Source organism: Pseudomonas sp. NY11955 (genome assembly GCF_048068035.1).
In the GTDB taxonomy this organism is placed as follows: domain Bacteria; phylum Pseudomonadota; class Gammaproteobacteria; order Pseudomonadales; family Pseudomonadaceae; genus Aquipseudomonas.
This window is the reverse complement of record NZ_JBLUPS010000023.1, coordinates 68,288-85,544: the sequence shown is the minus strand read 5'-3', so window position 1 is coordinate 85,544 and position 17,257 is coordinate 68,288. Positions and strand designations below refer to the sequence as shown.

The following is a 17,257-nucleotide window of genomic DNA, read 5'->3' as shown; positions in this document are numbered from 1 at the left end:
CAAGTGTCCGATCGAGGTTATGGACGAGGTGATGCAGGAAGCTATGGCTATGCGGCATGATGCTCCAGCTTCAATTCAATAACCGTGTTGCACTCAGCTCCTGTAACCGCCTTGTTCAAGCTTGAAAAATTACCAGATGAACGCGGTGGATGGTCATTTCATATTCTGTGAAATTTAAAGAATATGGTTGACCTCTATTTGATAATTAAGGTCCCACCTTAAATATATTTTCGGTTTTCTATTGACAACGTTTTTCATTGATTTTAAGCCAAAAAACGACTATCCAAGAAAATTGAAACTCAAAAAACCGACAAAAAACGTAGAAAAAACTCAATGCACTTTTCTAGTGCGTCAACAGAAACAAGCTAAAAACGGCGTGTTTTAATTCCCGGTATTACCATACGCACAAGATGGTAAATCGTCTAAAAACGGCAATTTCAAAGGTTTTGATTTTTGAAAGTTTTGCTACTCAAAATTTATTGAATATAAAAATTTGAGTTCTACGCTTTTGATTTTGATATGCGAACTTTGTTCGCAATACCCAGATGCTTTTCGCCTGTTAGGGCGGGCTTTTGCTTTTGCTCTTCTTGGATAACTCTTAAATAAGTGTCGCAAGTTGATTTTATAGGTTTTTTTGGACGCTTTTGATTTTTAAAAAATTCAGTTTTTTCAGGGTAGAAAGTAAAAATATTTATTTATTTGACAATCATGCACGGCATGGTATTTGTATTAGTAACAAACAATAATAATTTGCATGATATTTATTCCACAACGCATAATCCTTAAAAATCTTACTCCCGAATTTTTCTTTGCAGAATGTGAAAGACAGTATGTTTTTGAGCAAGCTATCGAAAAAAAGATGGCTGCAAAGGAATATCTTGAAAATAAGTTAAATAACTCATCAAAAAGAAAGCGTGCAAGCTTGGCCAAAGAAATAATGAATATTAAGGATAACTTCAATTGGGTTACCACTTGCAGTGAATATAGATGCTGGAAGATACAGCATAAATATGCTCTTGCTGGCGACTTGAACGATATTGTCAAAAATATCGAGTTTGTTTTCGGGAGAATTCAAGAACAACTAATAATAAAGCAAAGAAATCTTAAAAACGATGAATCCGGCGAGAGTATTTTTTCACGCATAAAGAATGATTGGGATATCGGTTATGGTATCAAAATAAAGGACATTAAAGGGTCAACTATAAAAGACAAGCTCATCAACATTGCTGATGAGAAAAGACTTAAATCACAAATAAAAAGAATACAAAAACAAAGAAGCGAACTTTTAAAGCTGCACTCAGGTTTGATTGGTTCCGGTCGAGCATTTGAGATTTGTAGTGATGAAGTTGTTCGCAATAGAGAAGCTGACGAAGCCAGCCAGCTTGATTACATAATGAAGAAATCTCTTGTTAATGAAAACAACAAGAAAATCCCACTATGGAAAGTAGCAAGCACTGAAAAGCAAAGATTTGCTGAGATATTTATCCAAGTCTCATCGTTGGACGCCTATGCCAAACAACTTGACTATAAGCCTCTTTTCATAACTTTTACCGCTCCGGCAAGATTTCATCCAAAGCCGTCGAAAGGCGTTAGTTCTTGGGACGGTTCAACCCCAAAGGATAGCAATGATTACTTGAAAGGCTTATGGAATGCTTTTAGAAAAGACATCCATAGACATAAGATTGAGATGAATGGTTTCTGGGCAGTCGAACCTCACAAAGACCAGTGCTTTCATAAGCACGCTTTAATGTATGTTAATAAGAAACATTATGACGAATTAGTAATCTTGATTAACAAGCATTTTAGACACTCGGAAAACGCCGTAAGAATTGAAGAAATTGACGCAAAGAAAAGCAAGGCAACATCATACGTGATGAAGTATCTAACTAAGTCATTCAATTTGGAATTCGAGTTAAAAGGCGGCGTCCTAAATGTAGATAAGTTGGAAATCTCAAATCACAAAAAAGTTAGAGCAGTTCAAGCACTGTGGTCTGTGCGTAGATATGCAATGTTCGGCGTTAAGAATACGCTTTCATTGTGGAGAGAGCTGAAAAGAAAATCATTCTTGAAAGGCAAGAATGACGTTATTGATAAGGCGTTCGCATTTGTGGACAAGAACGATTTCATTGGGTTCTCTATATTTGTAAATGGAAACCTAAAAATAATGAGGCTATACAGCAAAATACAAGTATTTAAGAATGACCTGCTCGGTGATGTTTTCGGAAAAAGACTAATAGGTAAATACATAATTGATTTGAGCACAAAAGAAATGATTGATATAAAAGCAAATTACAAAATTGTTGATACTGCATTGCTTGATGCTGCCGAGTTGCAATAAATAAATACTTATCTATTGATTATTTATAATCGCATGTTATATTGTTATCAAGAACAGGAGATTATGAGCATGCAACTAATAAGGGTAACTAGCAAAAGAAAAGAAATCTTAAAATATACAAAAAAACTAGGTCTTTATGGTTTATATAAAGATGTTAAGAATGCACATGACAAAAGTGTTTGTCATTTGATTTTTGACCCATTAGATTACACATTCAAGGTGCTGGTAGACCAAAGTAGAGTTCCTTACGAATATCAAGACGAATGTATAAGGGACTTATAACAAAGCCAGCTAATGCTGGTTTTTTTGTGCCTGAATTTTGTCAAGAAAAATATGTATTTATTTGACTTTGCTTTTATTTGTGCTCTAATAAATATATATAAATAAGAAAGGGACACTAATGAAAAAACCAAAAGCAAAAGCAAATCTTAAAGTTTGCACCATCACACTCGACGCTGAAACACATAATCAATTTAGAGAAATTGCCAATACTCACAAATTTCCGTTGTCACGCTTTATAAATGATTGTATGAAAGAATACTTAAATGTAAGCAAAGTTAACGGGTTCAACAAAGATGTAACGCTACAAGTTGGAATTAGAAACTTTCAAATCCAAGACAAATAAAAAGCCCTGATAGGGCTATTTTGTTAACTGTGGTTTTAAGTCAAACGTAACCGCTCTTTTGTTTGCCATCTGTGCTTTAAAAGCTTGTTCAAGCTGTTTTGCGGCTGACGGGTCTCTTTCTTTAATTTCATCAAATAGATTATATAATTTCTGTCTTAATTCATATTGACGCTTAACCTCTCCAGTTTTTATGCCATTACGATTGTCTGGAATGTTGTCCATTCCTCTATGCCCCGCGATGTCTCGTGTGCTGTTGCCCGGAAATAAACTTTTCGTTAGTCTCGGTTGCAACCATTCAAATTCTTCAACAATTTCATCATTCGAATATGTTGAATAGTCGCCATCAATCTTATGGTTTTCAGGCTCTGGAATCGGCTCCGGTGTCATCGGTGCGTAAATGTCATCTACGGCAGGCTCTACTGGTGTAGGTGTCTCTAAGGCCTTTGTAGGAGCTTCTGCGACAGGTGTAGGGTTGGATGGCTCAAACTCTTTCATCAAGTCATCAATCAAGTCATCGTTGGTAGGTGCTACCTGTTCTTGTTCAACCTGCTTTGTAGGCTCTGGTGGCTTCTCAGGAGCTTTTTGAAGAGGTATAGGCATGACAGGCTCAACTGGTTTAGGTGCTTCTACGGCCACCGTAGGGGCTTCTGGTGCTGGTTGCGGTTTAGGATCGGCCTTCTTATTCATCGAAGCATATTGCTCCTGAATTTTCTTCAATTCGTCTAAATCTGCTGGGGTAGGTTTGTAGCCTTCAAGCTTGAAGCCTTTGGCTTCCAATCCCATTAGCTGAAATTCGAGCCATACATTCTTCTTGAAGTAATCAGGGCCATTCACTGTAAATGATTGTGGTGGTTTGGCGTCGGCAACAAGTCTTTGAATGCCAGCCTTTGCTGACTGTCTTGATAAATCATGGAATGAAACTTTTGATGGGTCTTTGTAATACTCGAATGATTTCTTGCTACTGGCTGAATTATAGAAATATTCAACCTTGTCACTATGCTGAATAAACTTGAACTTAGTAGCAAGCACTGAGTTTGGTTTAATCTTTTTCATGTAGTCGGGTTCTGCTTCGGTTGAAGCGATTGAACAATTTTCGTATTCCTTTACGTTGTGCTTATTTTTTAAAGTCTGCTCAAAGCCAGTGTCATCACCTAGTTTCGCTTTAAGTGTTTTGTAAGATAGGCCAAGCTCGGATGCTTTGAATATCTGGTCTTCATGTTGAATGGAGAAAGATGATTTGCCATTGTGAATGACATTGAAACCATTCTCGGTTATCTGGTTGATGAAGTCGGATGGGCTGGAAGCATTGTTAAGGAAATCACTCAAAGCGTCTTTCATTTGTTTCTTGTTAGAAATAACGCCACGAACGTCAAGCATTCTTTCTTTTGTTGATGGATGCTTGTCTTTGTATTTCTTGTTGATAATGTCTTTCTTATCTTGCAGTGTTAGCTCTTTTATTTTGTCGAGTTCATCCATGTCTCTTGAAATTCGATTTTCGGGAACTATTAGATTGTATTTTTGTTCAAGCTTTTCACATTCTCTTTCAATAACACGGTAGTCATTGCTGACGTTGTAACACTTGCCATTAAAATCTTTTAAAGCCCACACAATATGAACATGAACCTCATCTGTATCAATGTGAACACCCAACGCATACTTTCTATTTGAAAGGTTGTGCGTTTGTTCATAGAGTTCTTTTACTATCTGCTTCGCTTGTTCAGGGGTAACGTTATCATTGGTATGAAAGCTGACCATATCGTGCTGACTTCTAACTGATTGCTTTCTGCCCTTTGTTCTAACAGCAACATCATTTTCGATGGATGTTGCAATAGCATTCGCAATTTGTCTTTTGGATGAGTTCATAGATGTGTAGATGTTGCTTTCGAACAATACACATCCCTCATCTTTGTGAAAGTATTTAGAAGCCTTATATACTCCTGACCTGCTTTTCTGGGTGCTCAATCTTTTCCTTATCATATATCGCCTTTGATTGTTATTTTCTCCTTTTTCAAACTTTCAAGTCTATTTGTCAATACGCCCATGTTCTTATCTAATTTGCTCAGAACATCTAAAATGTCTTGGTTTGGTTGCTTCCCTGAATTCAACGCTGCTGCTATTTGATTAAGGTTATTGCCAATCTGACTGAATATTTTTTCAATGGTGACTATATCCTCTCTTAACTTTGGACTACATACTTCTATGACTTCATTTATTCCATTATTTATAATATGGGAAATAAATTTTACCTGTGTCATCTTTAATGCTGCTCTTTGTGTTTCGAGTAGCTGAATATCATCTTTTGGAAGTCTAAAATTTAACTGATTACTTTTTCTTTCTTTATCACTCATACAATCCTCCATATTGATTGCTATACATTTTTCAAACGTAGTGCGAAAAATCGAGCGTAAATGTTAGTAAGTGAACGAAGTGAACTTGCTATACATTTACATTGCTCGCCTGTAATGTTTTCGAACTACTAATATCAAGTTAACATATATTAAAATGTTTTCAAGTTGTATAGCTTTCAATAAGCCAGATAACAAAGAATGAAAGTGTATAGCAACGTATAGCAACGTATAGCAGGCATTAAAAAGGCCACCTAATTAGGTAGCCTCATGAATGATGACAACAATAAAAAATTATACTGAGAATTTATATTGTAGGTGTTTAACAGCATCCATTTTAGATGCTGGGGTTGGGCCTTCCGAATATCTATCGAAAGTCATTCTTAGCAGTCCATCAGCTTTGTGGCCAACCAACGAAATGATGACAAGGTTCTTAACATCAGCACGCTCTAATGTAGTGATTACAGTTTTGCGAATGCTATGGAAAACACATTTTTTATCAAAACCTAAATCTGTCTTGAAGATTGAAAATTGATTACCTAAACCTTTCGATTTGGTTTCATACTTCCCACCTTTGCTTGTCTTCAACAAATACCCATCGTCCGATGAACTAACAAGCCGTTTGACCGTTTCCATGAGAACCGGATGAATTGGCACAAAACGAACGGATGCTTGTGTTTTACCTTCTGTAATATGAAAACAATCCACACCATCCTCTTTAACAACTGACGATGTTTTTAAACGGCATATTTCTTCAATGCGTGCTCCCGTATAGGCCGCTATCTTAATCAAATCGGCTAATTGACGCTTTCCTTTTTCAACTGCTTTACTATGCAAGGTTTCAACCTCTTCCGCCGTAAAAGCACGTCTTTCATCTTTTTTGAGTGTTCCACGTCTAACTTGGCTCAATTCATGACTTTTGAAAGGATTGATTGGATAACGTTCTTTGAATGGTGGTTCTTTTTTAATCAAGAAATTATAGAAGGCATTAAACGAAAACAAATATTGTTTCTTTGTCTTCGATTCCAGATTTTTTGAAATCAAGAATGAAGCAACTGCCTCATAATCCAGCAATAAGTCCTCAGCTTTCAAAAAGGCATCAAGTGCTTTAATTCTCTTTATATGTCTATCAACTGTATTCAAGTCTACTTTTCGTTGATTTAATTCATAGTTATAGAAACCATCAAGGCGACTTTTGAAAAATGGGGTTTTTGGTGAGTAGTCCGAACGACCTGCTGCAATATCAATTGCTTCATTAACAAGGTCGATGCTTAACTTCTTATCTTGTGTATATTGGATTACTTCAAAACCCATTTTTGTTTCATTGTTTGCGGGTTTCCCCTTAATTTTATCTTGGTTTATGGCCCTTTGATGCTTTTCAACTATTTGAAGAACATCATCACGGAAATTGCCGATTTCACCCCTACGGGCTTTTTCGATTTCGGTTTTCCACTGCTGCAACCATCGTAGTTTGAAAATATGGGCTTCCGAACGATTGCCAGTTTTGAGGCTTTTAGTCAAAACCTTACGCCCGGAAAAGGCTTCCCGTGCGTCTTCTGGAACGTCCAGACGGACGTAGTAGGTGCCGGATTTCAGGACTAAAAAATCGGTCATAGCAAAAGCCTTCGCTAGTCATTTCTACCCAAAATTCTACCCAAAATTTCTACCCAAAGCCACTGAAAGCCTTTAAACTCGCGGCATTGCTGGGTCTTATGATGTTTTTGAGGGAGTTCGAGTCTCCCTCGGGGCACCAAAATCCGGAAAAAACCGACCTTATGGTCGGTTTTTTTTCGCCTGGACTTTCTCGCCTGGCAGCACTAATTGCCTGTAGGAGCAGCCTTGTGCTGCGAAGAGGCCGGTAGGGCTAAAGATCCTCTTCGGCTGCAATGGCCTCTTCGCAGCACAAGGCTGCTCCTACGGATTCCGAGCATGCCTCGATGCAGCTCGATGGTGCCTGACTTTAGAAATCCGCCCGCAGGGTCACGGTGTAGTTACGCGGATCCCCGTAGTAGTTCGCCGCATACAGCCAACCGACGCTGGAGAAGTACTTCTTGTCGAACAGGTTGTTGCCGTTCAACGACACACTGAAGTGCTTGTTGATCTGGTAGGCCACACGGGCGTTCCAGATGGCGTACCCCGCCTGCTCGATCTTCCCTACCCCATCCGTACCACCAAAGTTGCCATGGTAATTCCGGCTCTGGATGTTGGCGCCAGCGCCCACGGTCCACGGGTCCAGCTCGCCAGGCAAGTTGTAATCCGCCCAGAACCGCAGCAAGTGCTTGGGCGTGTAGGTATTGAAAGTGCCGCCGGCCTGCGACTCGCCGTCGGCCGGGTCGTTGCGGTACTCGGTGTGGGTGTAGGTGTAGCCGGCAAACAGCTGCAAGCGGTCCAGCACCTCGCCGCTGACCTCTGCGTCGAAACCCTGGGTGCGTACTTTGCCGCCGGCCACGTAGCAGTTTTCACCACCGATAGCGCCGCATTCGGTGGCCTGGGCGCGGTTCTCCTGGTCAACCTGGAACAACGCGAAGCTGGTATTGACGCGCCCGTCGAACAGTTCACCTTTCAGGCCCAGCTCATAGTTGGAGCCTTCGATGGGCTTGAGCGGTGCGTTGTCCACGCTCAGCTCGGTCTGCGGCTTGAAGATGTCGGCGTAGCTCACGTAGGCCGACCACTGCTCGTTCAGTGCGTAGATCAGCCCACCATAGGGTGTGAACTCGCCACTCTCCCGCGAATGGGCCGGGGTTGGCGACACGCCGTTGAAACGATGCAGTTCGTAGTCATAGGTGTAGTTGCTGGTGCGCCCACCCACGACCAGGGTCAACGGGTCGGTCAGCTTGTAGCGCGTGACCGCGTAAAGGCCGTTCTGGCGGATTTTGCCCCTGGAAGTGCCAGGGTAGGTGTTCGTGCCTTCCTTGCCCATCAACTGGTCCTGGGTCGGGCGCTGCGGCGAGACCGGGTCGTAGATGTTCATCGGGCCCAGGTTCAGGAAGCCACCCTGCAGGTCGTCGGTCTTCAGGTCGCTGGCATTGGCGCCCACCACCACTTCGTGCTCCCGGCCAAAGGCACGCCACTTGCCGGTCAGGTTGAGGTCAGCGCCCTTGTTGATGTTTTCGAAATCGTACATATAGGCACGCGAGCGCATGCCATCGCCGGTGGCCGGATCGACGGCACCACGGCCGAAGCTGTAGAGGATGTAGTTGGTTTCGCGCATGTAGCTGCCGGAAGCCTTCAAGCGCCAGTCTTCGTTGAAATCGTGGGTAATGTCGGCGAAATAGGTGGTCTGCTTGTTGTCCCACTTGTTCCAGTCGGCACCGGTATAGGTGGACCGGCTGACGTTCACCGCGCTGCCGTCCTTGTTGCGCGGCAGGCCGCTGAAGAAAGGCGTGGAATGCAGGTCTTCGACACTGGCACCCGCCGCTACCGTGGTGGCGGCGCCGAGGTCGTATTCGAGTATGCCGTAGAGCACGTTCTTGCGGCTTTCGGCGGTGTCGTAGAAGTAGTTCTGGTCTTCGTGCCCGGCCACCAGCCGGCCACGAAGCGAGCCGTCGGCATTGAGTGGGGCCCCGGCATCGATGGTTTGACGATAGGTGTCCCATGACCCGGCGCTGGCGGTCACCGACAAGAACGGCTCGGCTTTCGGCCGCTTGCGCACCAGGTTGATGGCTGCACCGGGGTTGCCGCTGCCTTGCAGCAGGCCGTTGGCACCGCGCAGGATTTCGACACGGTCGTACAACAGCGTGTCGGAGGTGAAGCTGCTGCCGATGGCATAGTAACGGCGGTCGAGTGGCACACCGTCGTACTGGATGGTTTCCACCTCGAAACCACGGGAATAGATGTACTTGCCGCCGGACGGGCTCTGCAGGGTGGTAATGCCTGTGGTCTTTTCCAGCACTTCATCCAGGGTATCGAGGCGCTGGTCGTCCATGGCCTTGCGCGTGACCACGCTGACCGACTGTGGAATGTCCTTGAGCCGGTGCGTCCCCTTGCCGATGGTAACGGCGTTGGAGGTGTAGCTGCCGGAGCCCTCGGTGGTTGCGTCATCCTGGACGCCGTTGATGTTCAGCGGCTCCAGGTTCAAGGCGGCGCCGCCAGATGCTGCACTCAGGGGGACAGGCTGCAAGCCGTAGACATTGTTGCCACGGCGCACGGCCTGCAGGCCGGTGCCGGCCAACAGGTGCTGCAGGCCTTCTTCGACACCATACTGGCCCTGCAACCCTGGGCTGGATAGGCCACGGGTCAGTTCCGACGTGTATTGCAGGGTAAACCCTCCTTCACTGGCAAACCGGGCAAGTACCTGAGCCAGGCTGCCGGACGCGATGCTGTAGGCTTGCGGTGCCTGCACAGGCGCGGCCAGGGCGTGCACGCCAACGCCTTGCAGGGCGATGGCCAGGGCGCTCAGGGCGAGCACCCGTCGATAGCTGGGCACGCGAGGTTGAACCATGGCGAGGCCGGTCGTGGCGACCGGTGAAGAAGAGCGGATCATTGAGAAATTGTCCCTTTATGTGTGGCAGTTCCACAGATAAGGACTGACGAGTTTCAAAAACGGGCCAATTCTCATTAACGTTTACTGACGGTAACCCAGTAGCGGGTGCGGTAGTCCACTTGCACGGCCAATGTGGCAGGAAGCGCAGCCAGGATGGCGTCGGTGTTGTCCAGCTGGAAAGCGCCGCTGATCAGCAGGTGCCCGACCTCGGCCTGGCAGCGTAGCCAGCCTGCTCGGTAACGCCCCAGCTCGCTGATGAATTCGCGCAAGGGCATCTCGTCGACCACCAGTTGGCCACGCGTCCACTGGCTGTCCTGTTCACGGGCGGGTGCCAAGGCGCCATGCCCCCAGGCGTCGAAGGTAAGCTGCTGGCCGGCCTCCAGGGTTTGCCCTGGGCCACGGGCAGGCGTCACCCTCACCGCCCCCTGAAACACGGCCAGTTGTGTCGCGCCCTCACGCTGGCGGACCATGAAGCGAGTACCCAGGGCCTCCATCAGACCTTGGCCGGTGGCGACGCGCAGTGGCCGGTGAACGGGGCTGATGGTATCCGGCCCGCTGTCGACCAGAACCTCGCCACGGCGCAAGCTGATCAGCCGTTGCTGCGCGTCGAAATCCATCTCCACTGCGGTATCGGTGTTCATGTCCAGCAACGTACCGTCAGCCAAAGTCATCTGTTTATGCTGGCCAACGTCGGTGGCATATGCCGACGCTGGCACAAGCTGGCGATAGCCCACATAACCGAGCGGCGCAACGATGGCCAATGCCAGCAGTTGCTTCATCGCCTGGCGGCGCTCACGGTTCAACGTGCCCATGGCCAGTTGCTGCGGCAGCATGCCCAACCGGGCCTGAACCCGCAGCGCCTTCTGCCAGGCCCGCTCATGCTCGGGCGCGGCCGCGCGCCAGCGGCTACAGGCAGCGCGCTGGACCGGGCTGACGGCCTCGTCGAGCATCAGCATGTGCCAGTTGGCTGCTTGCCGAGCCACTTCCGGGGTGATGCGGGATTGCTGGCTGGTCATCAGAAGTCGTCGTCGAACAGGATGCAGGCTTGCAGGGCATTGGCCATGTGCCGCTTCACCGTGCGCTCGCCAATGCCCAGGCGGCGCGCTACCTCGATGTAAGTCAGGCCCTCCAGCTGCACCAGCAGGAACACCGAGCGCACCACCGGCTTGAAGGTGTCGAGCAGTGCGTCCAGCTGCTGCAACGTTTCGCGCATGGACCACTGCTCCTCGGCAGACAACGCGAACAGCTCGGGAAGCTGCGCGAGCATTTCCAGGTAGGCGCGTTCCAGTGACTGGCGTCGGAAATGGTCATGGACCAGCCGCCGGCTGACCGTTGCCAGGTAGGCCCGCGGGCGCTGCAGGCTAAGGCTGGCCCCCGCCTTCTGCTGCGCCTGTAGGATCCGCAGGAAGGTGTCCTGTGCCAGGTCGGCGGCTTGTGCCGAACAGCCCAGCCGGCGGTACAACCACTGCTTGAGCCATCCATTGTGCTCGGCATAGACCTGACTCAGATCGTCGTTTATCACGGGTATCCCTCCGGGCGAGGAAGGCACCTTAGATGATAACGATTATCAGATCAATTTTTCTTGGATTGGCCCTGTCGCATGCCGCGCGCAGGTCCAGGGGTAGCTCACTTGCCGAGGATAGGCCCACAGCAGGAAATAATTGGCGGCAGCACGATGACTCCAGGGTCTGCAGCCATACATGAAGCCTATTGGCCGTAACCCACGCTAATACTTAAGCTGTCACTCGTCGGATATATTTCGAAAGTATTGTTAGCGTAATGGCACTTAGCCATAGTTGCGCTCCCTTTTTCTCCACGCCCTGTGTGACCCATGAAAAATATCGCGCCCTGCATGGCGGCAATGATGCTGCTCAGTGGGTGCAATGGAGTGCCAACCTCGTACGTTTCCGATCCCGTCTACAGTCAGGCTTTCGTGGTTACCTCAGGTGCCCCGCTGCCCATGTTGCTGATGGCCAGCGCCATCCAGTGGAACGAGGATTACGCGGTAACCGCCAAACACACCCCTTTCCTGCGCAACGTGGTCCACGAGGGCCTCGGCGATGTGGTGTTCTTCAAGCACAAGGCCAGCAGCGTGCCACTCTGGCGCCAGTATGTGCCTGGGGAAGCCGTGACGGCGGTAGGTTTCAACAGCTTCATGATGCCGATGCAGGGCAAGGGCCATGCACTGCCGTCACTGGTACGGCTTGAAGGCACGCCAGGCAGTGTCTTCTACTCGGTGCACGACGGCCCGATCACCAAGGGCATGTCGGGTGGGCCGGTGTTCGCCGATGATGGCAAGGTGGTGGGCATCAACGTCGCCATCATTCCCACCCGCGAGATCGACGCCGGCAAACGCCCGGACCTGGCCGGCAAGGCGCGCATCAGCGTGTTCATGTCGTTCAACGAGATCGACAAGGAATGGCGGCGCTATCAGTATCTGCTGGCACACAAGGCCAAGCCCCAAGTACCGGCTTCGGTCAAAGGCTACGTGGCGGTGGCGGCCAAGCCTTGAGTTGAATGTGCCGATGCAAAGCGGCTTATGATGCAAGGCTGATGACCAATTCGCGGCGGCCTGTGGGTTCGGGCTTGCCCGCGAAGAGGCCCGATCAACCCGTGCAAGAAGGACCTGCCATGCATCTGACCCACCGCTCCATCCAGCCTGAAGACATCCCGATCATCTGCAACTTCCCGCAGAGCCCGGACGAACTGTTCTACATGTTCCCTAAAGCCACCTATCCCCTCACCCCCGGCCAGTTGAGCAACGCCGTCGCCCAACGCAGCGGCTCCACGGTGGTGGAAGGCAACGGCGTAACCCTGGCCTTCGCCAATTTCTACAAGGCCGAACACGACGGCGTGTGCGCCCTGGGTAACGTGGTCGTGGCACCCGACGCCCGCGGCCATGGCGTAGCGCGCTACCTGATAACCGCCATGATCGCCCTCGCCCGTCAGCAATACGCAGCCCGCGAAGTGTGGGTGTCATGCTTCAACCACAACACAGCGGGCTTGCTGCTTTATCCACAACTGGGCTTCGTGCCATTTGGCATCGAGGAGCGGCAAGCGTGGGACGGCACGCGGGTGGCGTTGGTGCAGATGAAACAAGTACTTAGCTAGCAAGATACGTTTGCTCACACACCTCGACGAATAGCACCGAACCATGCACCTGCCTCGACGTCCGATCCTGCATCCCCCCGCGTTTCGAGGCCCTCCGCGTGAAAGACATCATCACCCGCAAGTACCGCCTGGTCGTGAAGACCATCGGCTACATCGGCTGGTCGCTGTTCTGGCTGTTGATCTGGGACGTGCTGGTCACCATCGATTTCATGCTGTTCTTCAACAGCAAATTCACCCTGCCGCTGATCCCATTGACCTTGCTGGGCTCGGCGCTGGTGGTGCTGGTGAGCTTTCGCAACAGCAGCGCCTACAACCGCTGGTGGGAGGCACGCACGTTGTGGGGGGCGCTGGTGAACGGTTCGCGCAGCTTCGCACGGCAAACCCTGACCCTGATCGATGACCCGGATGACGGCCTGAATCCGGTCAAGGCCACTCTGCTACGCCGGCATATCGCCTATGTGAACTGCCTGGCGGCGCACTTGAAAGGCGAACGCTGCCCGGACGAGCTGATGGCCTTCATCCCGCCAGCGGAGTTCGAACGGCGCAACCGCTCGAACAACTTCGCCAATGACATTCTCGGCGGCTCGGCGGCCTTGCTGGCCCGGGAATACCAGGCCGGGCGGCTGGACAGCATCCGCCTGGCGCGGCTGGAATCGACCTTGGTGGACCTGTCCAATGCCCAGGGTGGCATGGAGCGGATTGCCAACACACCGCTGCCCTACCCTTATGTGTATTTTCCGCGGCTGTTCATCACCCTGTTCTGCCTGATCGTGCCGGTGGGGCTGGTGGAGTCGCTGGGCTGGTTCACCCCCCTGGCGTCGACGGTAGTCGGCTTCATGCTGCTGGCTATCGAGAGGATCGGAACTGATTTGCAGAGCCCGTTCAGGTTCAGTGAACACCAGATTCAGATGGATACCATTTGTGAAACGATCGAGCGCAACCTGGAGTCGATGCAGCGGGAGGCGCAGCGTGGGGAGTTGGCTTAGGGCCCGGTTGTTGGTCAGGCCCGCACATAACGCTGGCGCAGCGCATCGCTCAACGCGTCCACCAGCAACACCAGCACCAGCATCCCGATGATCACGGTGCTGGCCTGAGCCTCCTGAAAGAGGCTCAGGGTGGTGTACAACATCTGCCCCAACCCACCGGCCCCGACAAACCCCAGCACGCTGGCCATACGGATGTTGTTTTCCCAGCGGTACAAGCTGTAGGCCAGCAACTGCGGCCACAAGTTGGGCAAGGTACCAAAGCAGAATGCCGCCACCTGGCTGCCGCCCTGCAAGCGGATCGCCGCCGCGGGCTCCGGCGGCGCATTTTCCAGGGCCTCGGCAAACAACCGCCCCAGCACGCCAGCGGTGTGCAGCGCCAAGGCCAGGGTACCGGCATTGGGCCCAAGCCCAGCCGCCAGTACCGTCAACGCTGCCCATACCAATTCTGGAATGGCGCGCAGGGCATTCAGCAGCAACCGTGCCGCGCCCTGCAACGGCCAACCGAACCGGCCAGCCGCCGGCAGCGCCAGCAACATCCCCAACAGCATTGCCAGCAAAGTGCCCAGGCCAGACATGGCCAGGGTCTCCAGCGCCCCGCGCCACACAGCCTTCAGGTGTCCGGCAGACAGGTCCGGGTGCAAAAAGCGCCCGGCGTATTCACCCATCTGCCCCAGCCCGCCGTTATCGACCAGCGCTTGCAGGTCCAGCTCCAGGTAAGTGAACGAGGCCACCACCGCCGCCACGATGGCCCCCAGCAGCACCAGGTTGATCACCCGGTTCATGCCAGCCTCCAGCGCAACAGGCGGCTGAGCAAGTCGGCCAGGATCACCAGCAGCAGGAACGTCAGTAGCATGCTGGCTACCTCAGCACCCGCGAACATGCGCATCGACAGGTCGATCTGCTGCCCCAGCCCACCGGCTCCGACAAAACCCATCACCACCGAAGCCCTCACCGCGCATTCCCAGCGATACACGGTGTACGACACCACTTCGGATGCGGCATTGGGCAGGATGCCATAGAGAAACGCCACCAGCCGGCCACTGCCCGCCTGCAACAACGCGTGGGCCGGGCGCTGGTCGACCGACTCGAAAATCTCGGCGTAAACCTTGCCGAGCATGCCACTGTAGGTGATGGCGATAGCCAGCACGCCCGCCGTCGGCCCCAGCCCCACGGCCCGCACGAACAGCAGCGCCCAGACAATTTCCGGCACGCTACGCAAGAAAATCAGCAAGCCCCGCACAGGCAGGCGCAACAGGCGCGACCACAACCCGGCGCGGCCACCACGGGAGGCGGCACGCAACGACAAGGCGCGGCTAGCCAACAGCCCAGCCGGAACTGCCAGCAGCAACGCCAACGCCATGCCAGCGGTGGCCACGGCCAGGGTCTGCAGCGTGGCTTCATACAACAGCGCGATAAAATCGGCATCATGGGCCGGCGGCCAGAAGGCACTGGTGAAACTGGCGATCTGCTGACGGTTGTCTGCCTGCAATAACACCCAGGGGTTCAATTCGCTCAACTGGATACCCGGCCACAGCACCGCCACGGCCAGCAAGGCCAGCAACAACCGCGGCAACGACGCCGGGTCGCGGGCATCGGCCCTCAACATCTCGGGATCTGCACAGTCAGGGTAGGCCCCTGGGTTGGCGGCGAAGCCAGTTGTTCGTTGGCGTATAGCGCTTCCAGCATGTGCTCGGTAACCGCTTGGGCCGGGCAGTCGAATACCACCTGACCTTCGCGAATACCGATCACCCGAGGGAAATGCGCCAGCGCCAACTCGACGGCATGCAGGCTCGCCACCAGGGTCACGCCGTTAGCCTGGGCATGCCGATTGAGCAAGGCCAGGCTGTGGTCGGCCAGCACCGGATCCATGGCCGATACCGGCTCGTCAGTCAGCATCACCTGCGGCCGCTGGTACAATACGCGGGCAATGCCCACCCGTTGCAATTGGCCACCCGACAATTGCCCACATTGCACGAACACCTTGTCGGCCAGGCCCAGCTCGGCCAAAACCTGGCGTGCACCCGGCACATCGCTGGGGTACAGCAGGTTGAGCAAACCGCGCAGCACACCCCACTGCCCCAGGCGGCCTGCCAGCACCGCCGTCACCACCCGCTGACGCGGCGGCAAAGGCGGCGCCTGATGCACCAGGCCAACCCGCGCGCGCAGGCGCTGACGAGCCCTTGCCGGCAACGCCCAAGGCTGCTCGCCGAGCAGCTCCAGGCGCCCGCTGCTGGGCTGTACGGCCGTGGCCATCAGGTGCAGCAAGCTGGACTTGCCTGCCCCCGAGGGCCCGATGATGGCGACACGCTCACCCTGCTCGATGCGCAGGCTGACCGCCTCAAGCGCGCGTATTTGGCCATGGCGCAGGCTGGCGCCGTGCAGATGGATTGCCACATTCGACGCTGTCACTTGAGCAGGCCGGCCTCGCGTGCTGCTTGCTCGGTGCCCACGTAGTTCTCGGGCTTGGTTTCAATGAAACGGCTGGCGGCCTGCAGATCGAGGATCGCCTTGTGCTCCGGGTTGGCCGGGTCGAGGCCAAGGAAGGCTTTCTTGATCTTTTCTTTCAGCGCCGGGTCCATGTTGCCGCGCACGGTCCAGTTGTAATCGAAGTAGGTCGGGGTGGTGGCGAACACCTTCACCTTGCTGGTATCGACCTTGCCGGCATCCACCAGCTTCTGCCACACACTGGCATTGAGCACACCACCATCGACCTTGCCGGCCTGTACCCAGGCCACGGTGGCGTCGTGAGCACCGGAATAGGCCACGCGGCTGAAGTACTCTTCAGGCTTGATGTTGTCTTGCTTGAGCATGAAATAACGCGGCATCAAGCTGCCCGACGTGGACGAAATGGAACCAAAGGCAAACGACTTGCCCTTCAGGTCGGCCAGGCTTTTCACGTCGGGGTTGGCAGTGATGAACTTGGAGGTGAACTGCGCGTCCTGCTCACGCTGCACCAGCGGTGTGGCGGTCGGGTCCTTCAGGTGCACCTGGACAAAGGTGAAGCCCCCCAGCCAGGCCAGGTCGAGGCGGTCGGCGGCCAGCGACTCGACCACCGCCGGGTAGTCGGCCACCGGTACGAACTTCACCTCCATGCCCAACTGCTTGGCCAGGTACTCGCCCAATGGCTTGAACTTGCGCTGCAGTTCGGTCGGTGCTTCGTCGGGGATGGCGCTGACCCGCAAAGTTTCAGCGGCCTGAACTGCAATGGCACAGCAGGACAGCACGAGGCCGGCGGCGAGCGCCAGGGGGCGTTTGAGCATGGGGTGTTCTCCGGTTCAATAGCGGGACAATGCCAACAAATCCGCCGACAAATCCGCCGACATTGGGAATTATAAGAGGCAAAGGCCCAAAGGCCAGCTTTGCTACAAT

General features: G+C 52.0%; 15 protein-coding genes. 5 read left to right on the top strand and 10 right to left on the bottom strand.

Annotated elements, in window-relative coordinates; translation table 11 throughout:
- The first annotated feature begins 754 nt into the window (after nucleotides 1-754).
- Together ACNFBR_RS27705 and ACNFBR_RS27700 are read left to right on the top strand one after the other, a co-directional pair.
- On the top strand, nucleotides 755-2,338 hold the full coding sequence (locus ACNFBR_RS27705) for a replication endonuclease (RefSeq protein WP_047296348.1): 1,584 nt from the start codon (nucleotides 755-757) through the stop codon (nucleotides 2,336-2,338).
- 400 nt (nucleotides 2,339-2,738) lie between these two features.
- Nucleotides 2,739-2,963, top strand: a complete 225-nt coding sequence (locus tag ACNFBR_RS27700) for a hypothetical protein (protein WP_143129380.1) — start codon at nucleotides 2,739-2,741, stop codon at nucleotides 2,961-2,963.
- 15 nt (nucleotides 2,964-2,978) lie between these two features.
- Here ACNFBR_RS27700 and ACNFBR_RS27695 read toward each other — a convergent pair whose 3' ends face one another.
- The 6 genes from ACNFBR_RS27695 to ACNFBR_RS27670 form a co-directional block, all read right to left on the bottom strand.
- Nucleotides 2,979-4,925 carry a relaxase/mobilization nuclease domain-containing protein gene (locus tag ACNFBR_RS27695; protein WP_169990406.1) on the bottom strand — a complete coding sequence of 649 codons (1,947 nt, stop codon included), beginning with the start codon at nucleotides 4,923-4,925 and terminating at the stop codon, nucleotides 2,979-2,981.
- Nucleotides 4,926-4,936: 11 nt separating this feature from the next.
- Entirely contained in the window at nucleotides 4,937-5,311 is a 375-nt protein-coding gene (gene mobC / locus ACNFBR_RS27690; RefSeq protein ID WP_033050921.1) for a plasmid mobilization relaxosome protein MobC, read from the bottom strand.
- A 291-nt stretch (nucleotides 5,312-5,602) separates the two neighbouring features.
- Nucleotides 5,603-6,922, bottom strand: a complete 1,320-nt coding sequence (locus tag ACNFBR_RS27685) for a DUF6538 domain-containing protein (protein ID WP_028624202.1) — start codon at nucleotides 6,920-6,922, stop codon at nucleotides 5,603-5,605.
- Nucleotides 6,923-7,268: 346 nt separating this feature from the next.
- A complete protein-coding gene (locus ACNFBR_RS27680; protein ID WP_416737688.1) occupies nucleotides 7,269-9,749 on the bottom strand; it encodes a TonB-dependent siderophore receptor in 2,481 nt (826 codons plus the stop codon).
- A gap of 116 nt (nucleotides 9,750-9,865) precedes the next feature.
- Complete coding sequence (locus tag ACNFBR_RS27675) at nucleotides 9,866-10,807, bottom strand: FecR domain-containing protein (RefSeq protein WP_416737687.1); 942 nt, start codon at nucleotides 10,805-10,807, stop codon at nucleotides 9,866-9,868.
- Entirely contained in the window at nucleotides 10,807-11,313 is a 507-nt protein-coding gene (locus tag ACNFBR_RS27670) for a sigma-70 family RNA polymerase sigma factor (protein ID WP_416737686.1), read from the bottom strand. The genes ACNFBR_RS27675 and ACNFBR_RS27670 overlap by 1 nt, the downstream gene beginning before the upstream one ends.
- Before the next feature lie 342 nt (nucleotides 11,314-11,655).
- On the opposite strand from ACNFBR_RS27670, the gene ACNFBR_RS27665 reads away from it, so the two are divergent.
- From ACNFBR_RS27665 to ACNFBR_RS27655, 3 genes are all read left to right on the top strand, one after another.
- Nucleotides 11,656-12,303 carry a trypsin-like peptidase domain-containing protein gene (locus tag ACNFBR_RS27665; RefSeq protein WP_416737689.1) on the top strand — a complete coding sequence of 216 codons (648 nt, stop codon included), beginning with the start codon at nucleotides 11,656-11,658 and terminating at the stop codon, nucleotides 12,301-12,303.
- A 119-nt stretch (nucleotides 12,304-12,422) separates the two neighbouring features.
- The gene (locus tag ACNFBR_RS27660; protein ID WP_416737685.1) at nucleotides 12,423-12,902 is read left to right on the top strand and encodes a GNAT family N-acetyltransferase; all 480 of its coding nucleotides are present in this window, start codon (nucleotides 12,423-12,425) and stop codon (nucleotides 12,900-12,902) included.
- 98 nt (nucleotides 12,903-13,000) lie between these two features.
- A complete protein-coding gene (locus ACNFBR_RS27655; RefSeq protein ID WP_416737684.1) occupies nucleotides 13,001-13,888 on the top strand; it encodes a bestrophin family protein in 888 nt (295 codons plus the stop codon).
- Nucleotides 13,889-13,902: 14 nt separating this feature from the next.
- Here the strand turns inward: ACNFBR_RS27655 and phnE are convergent, their stop codons facing one another.
- From phnE to ACNFBR_RS27635, 4 genes are read right to left on the bottom strand one after another with little or no spacing between them, the layout of a single operon-like run.
- Nucleotides 13,903-14,670: a phosphonate ABC transporter, permease protein PhnE gene (gene phnE / locus ACNFBR_RS27650; RefSeq protein WP_416737683.1), complete on the bottom strand. Its 768-nt coding sequence runs from the start codon at nucleotides 14,668-14,670 to the stop codon at nucleotides 13,903-13,905.
- Entirely contained in the window at nucleotides 14,667-15,494 is an 828-nt protein-coding gene (locus tag ACNFBR_RS27645; protein ID WP_416737682.1) for a PhnE/PtxC family ABC transporter permease, read from the bottom strand. The genes phnE and ACNFBR_RS27645 overlap by 4 nt, the downstream gene beginning before the upstream one ends.
- Complete coding sequence (locus ACNFBR_RS27640) at nucleotides 15,488-16,297, bottom strand: phosphonate ABC transporter ATP-binding protein (protein WP_416737681.1); 810 nt, start codon at nucleotides 16,295-16,297, stop codon at nucleotides 15,488-15,490. The genes ACNFBR_RS27645 and ACNFBR_RS27640 overlap by 7 nt, the downstream gene beginning before the upstream one ends.
- Entirely contained in the window at nucleotides 16,294-17,148 is an 855-nt protein-coding gene (locus ACNFBR_RS27635; protein ID WP_416737680.1) for a putative selenate ABC transporter substrate-binding protein, read from the bottom strand. Before ACNFBR_RS27635 ends, ACNFBR_RS27640 begins: the two co-directional genes overlap by 4 nt.
- Between the last annotated feature and the right edge of the window lie 109 nt (nucleotides 17,149-17,257).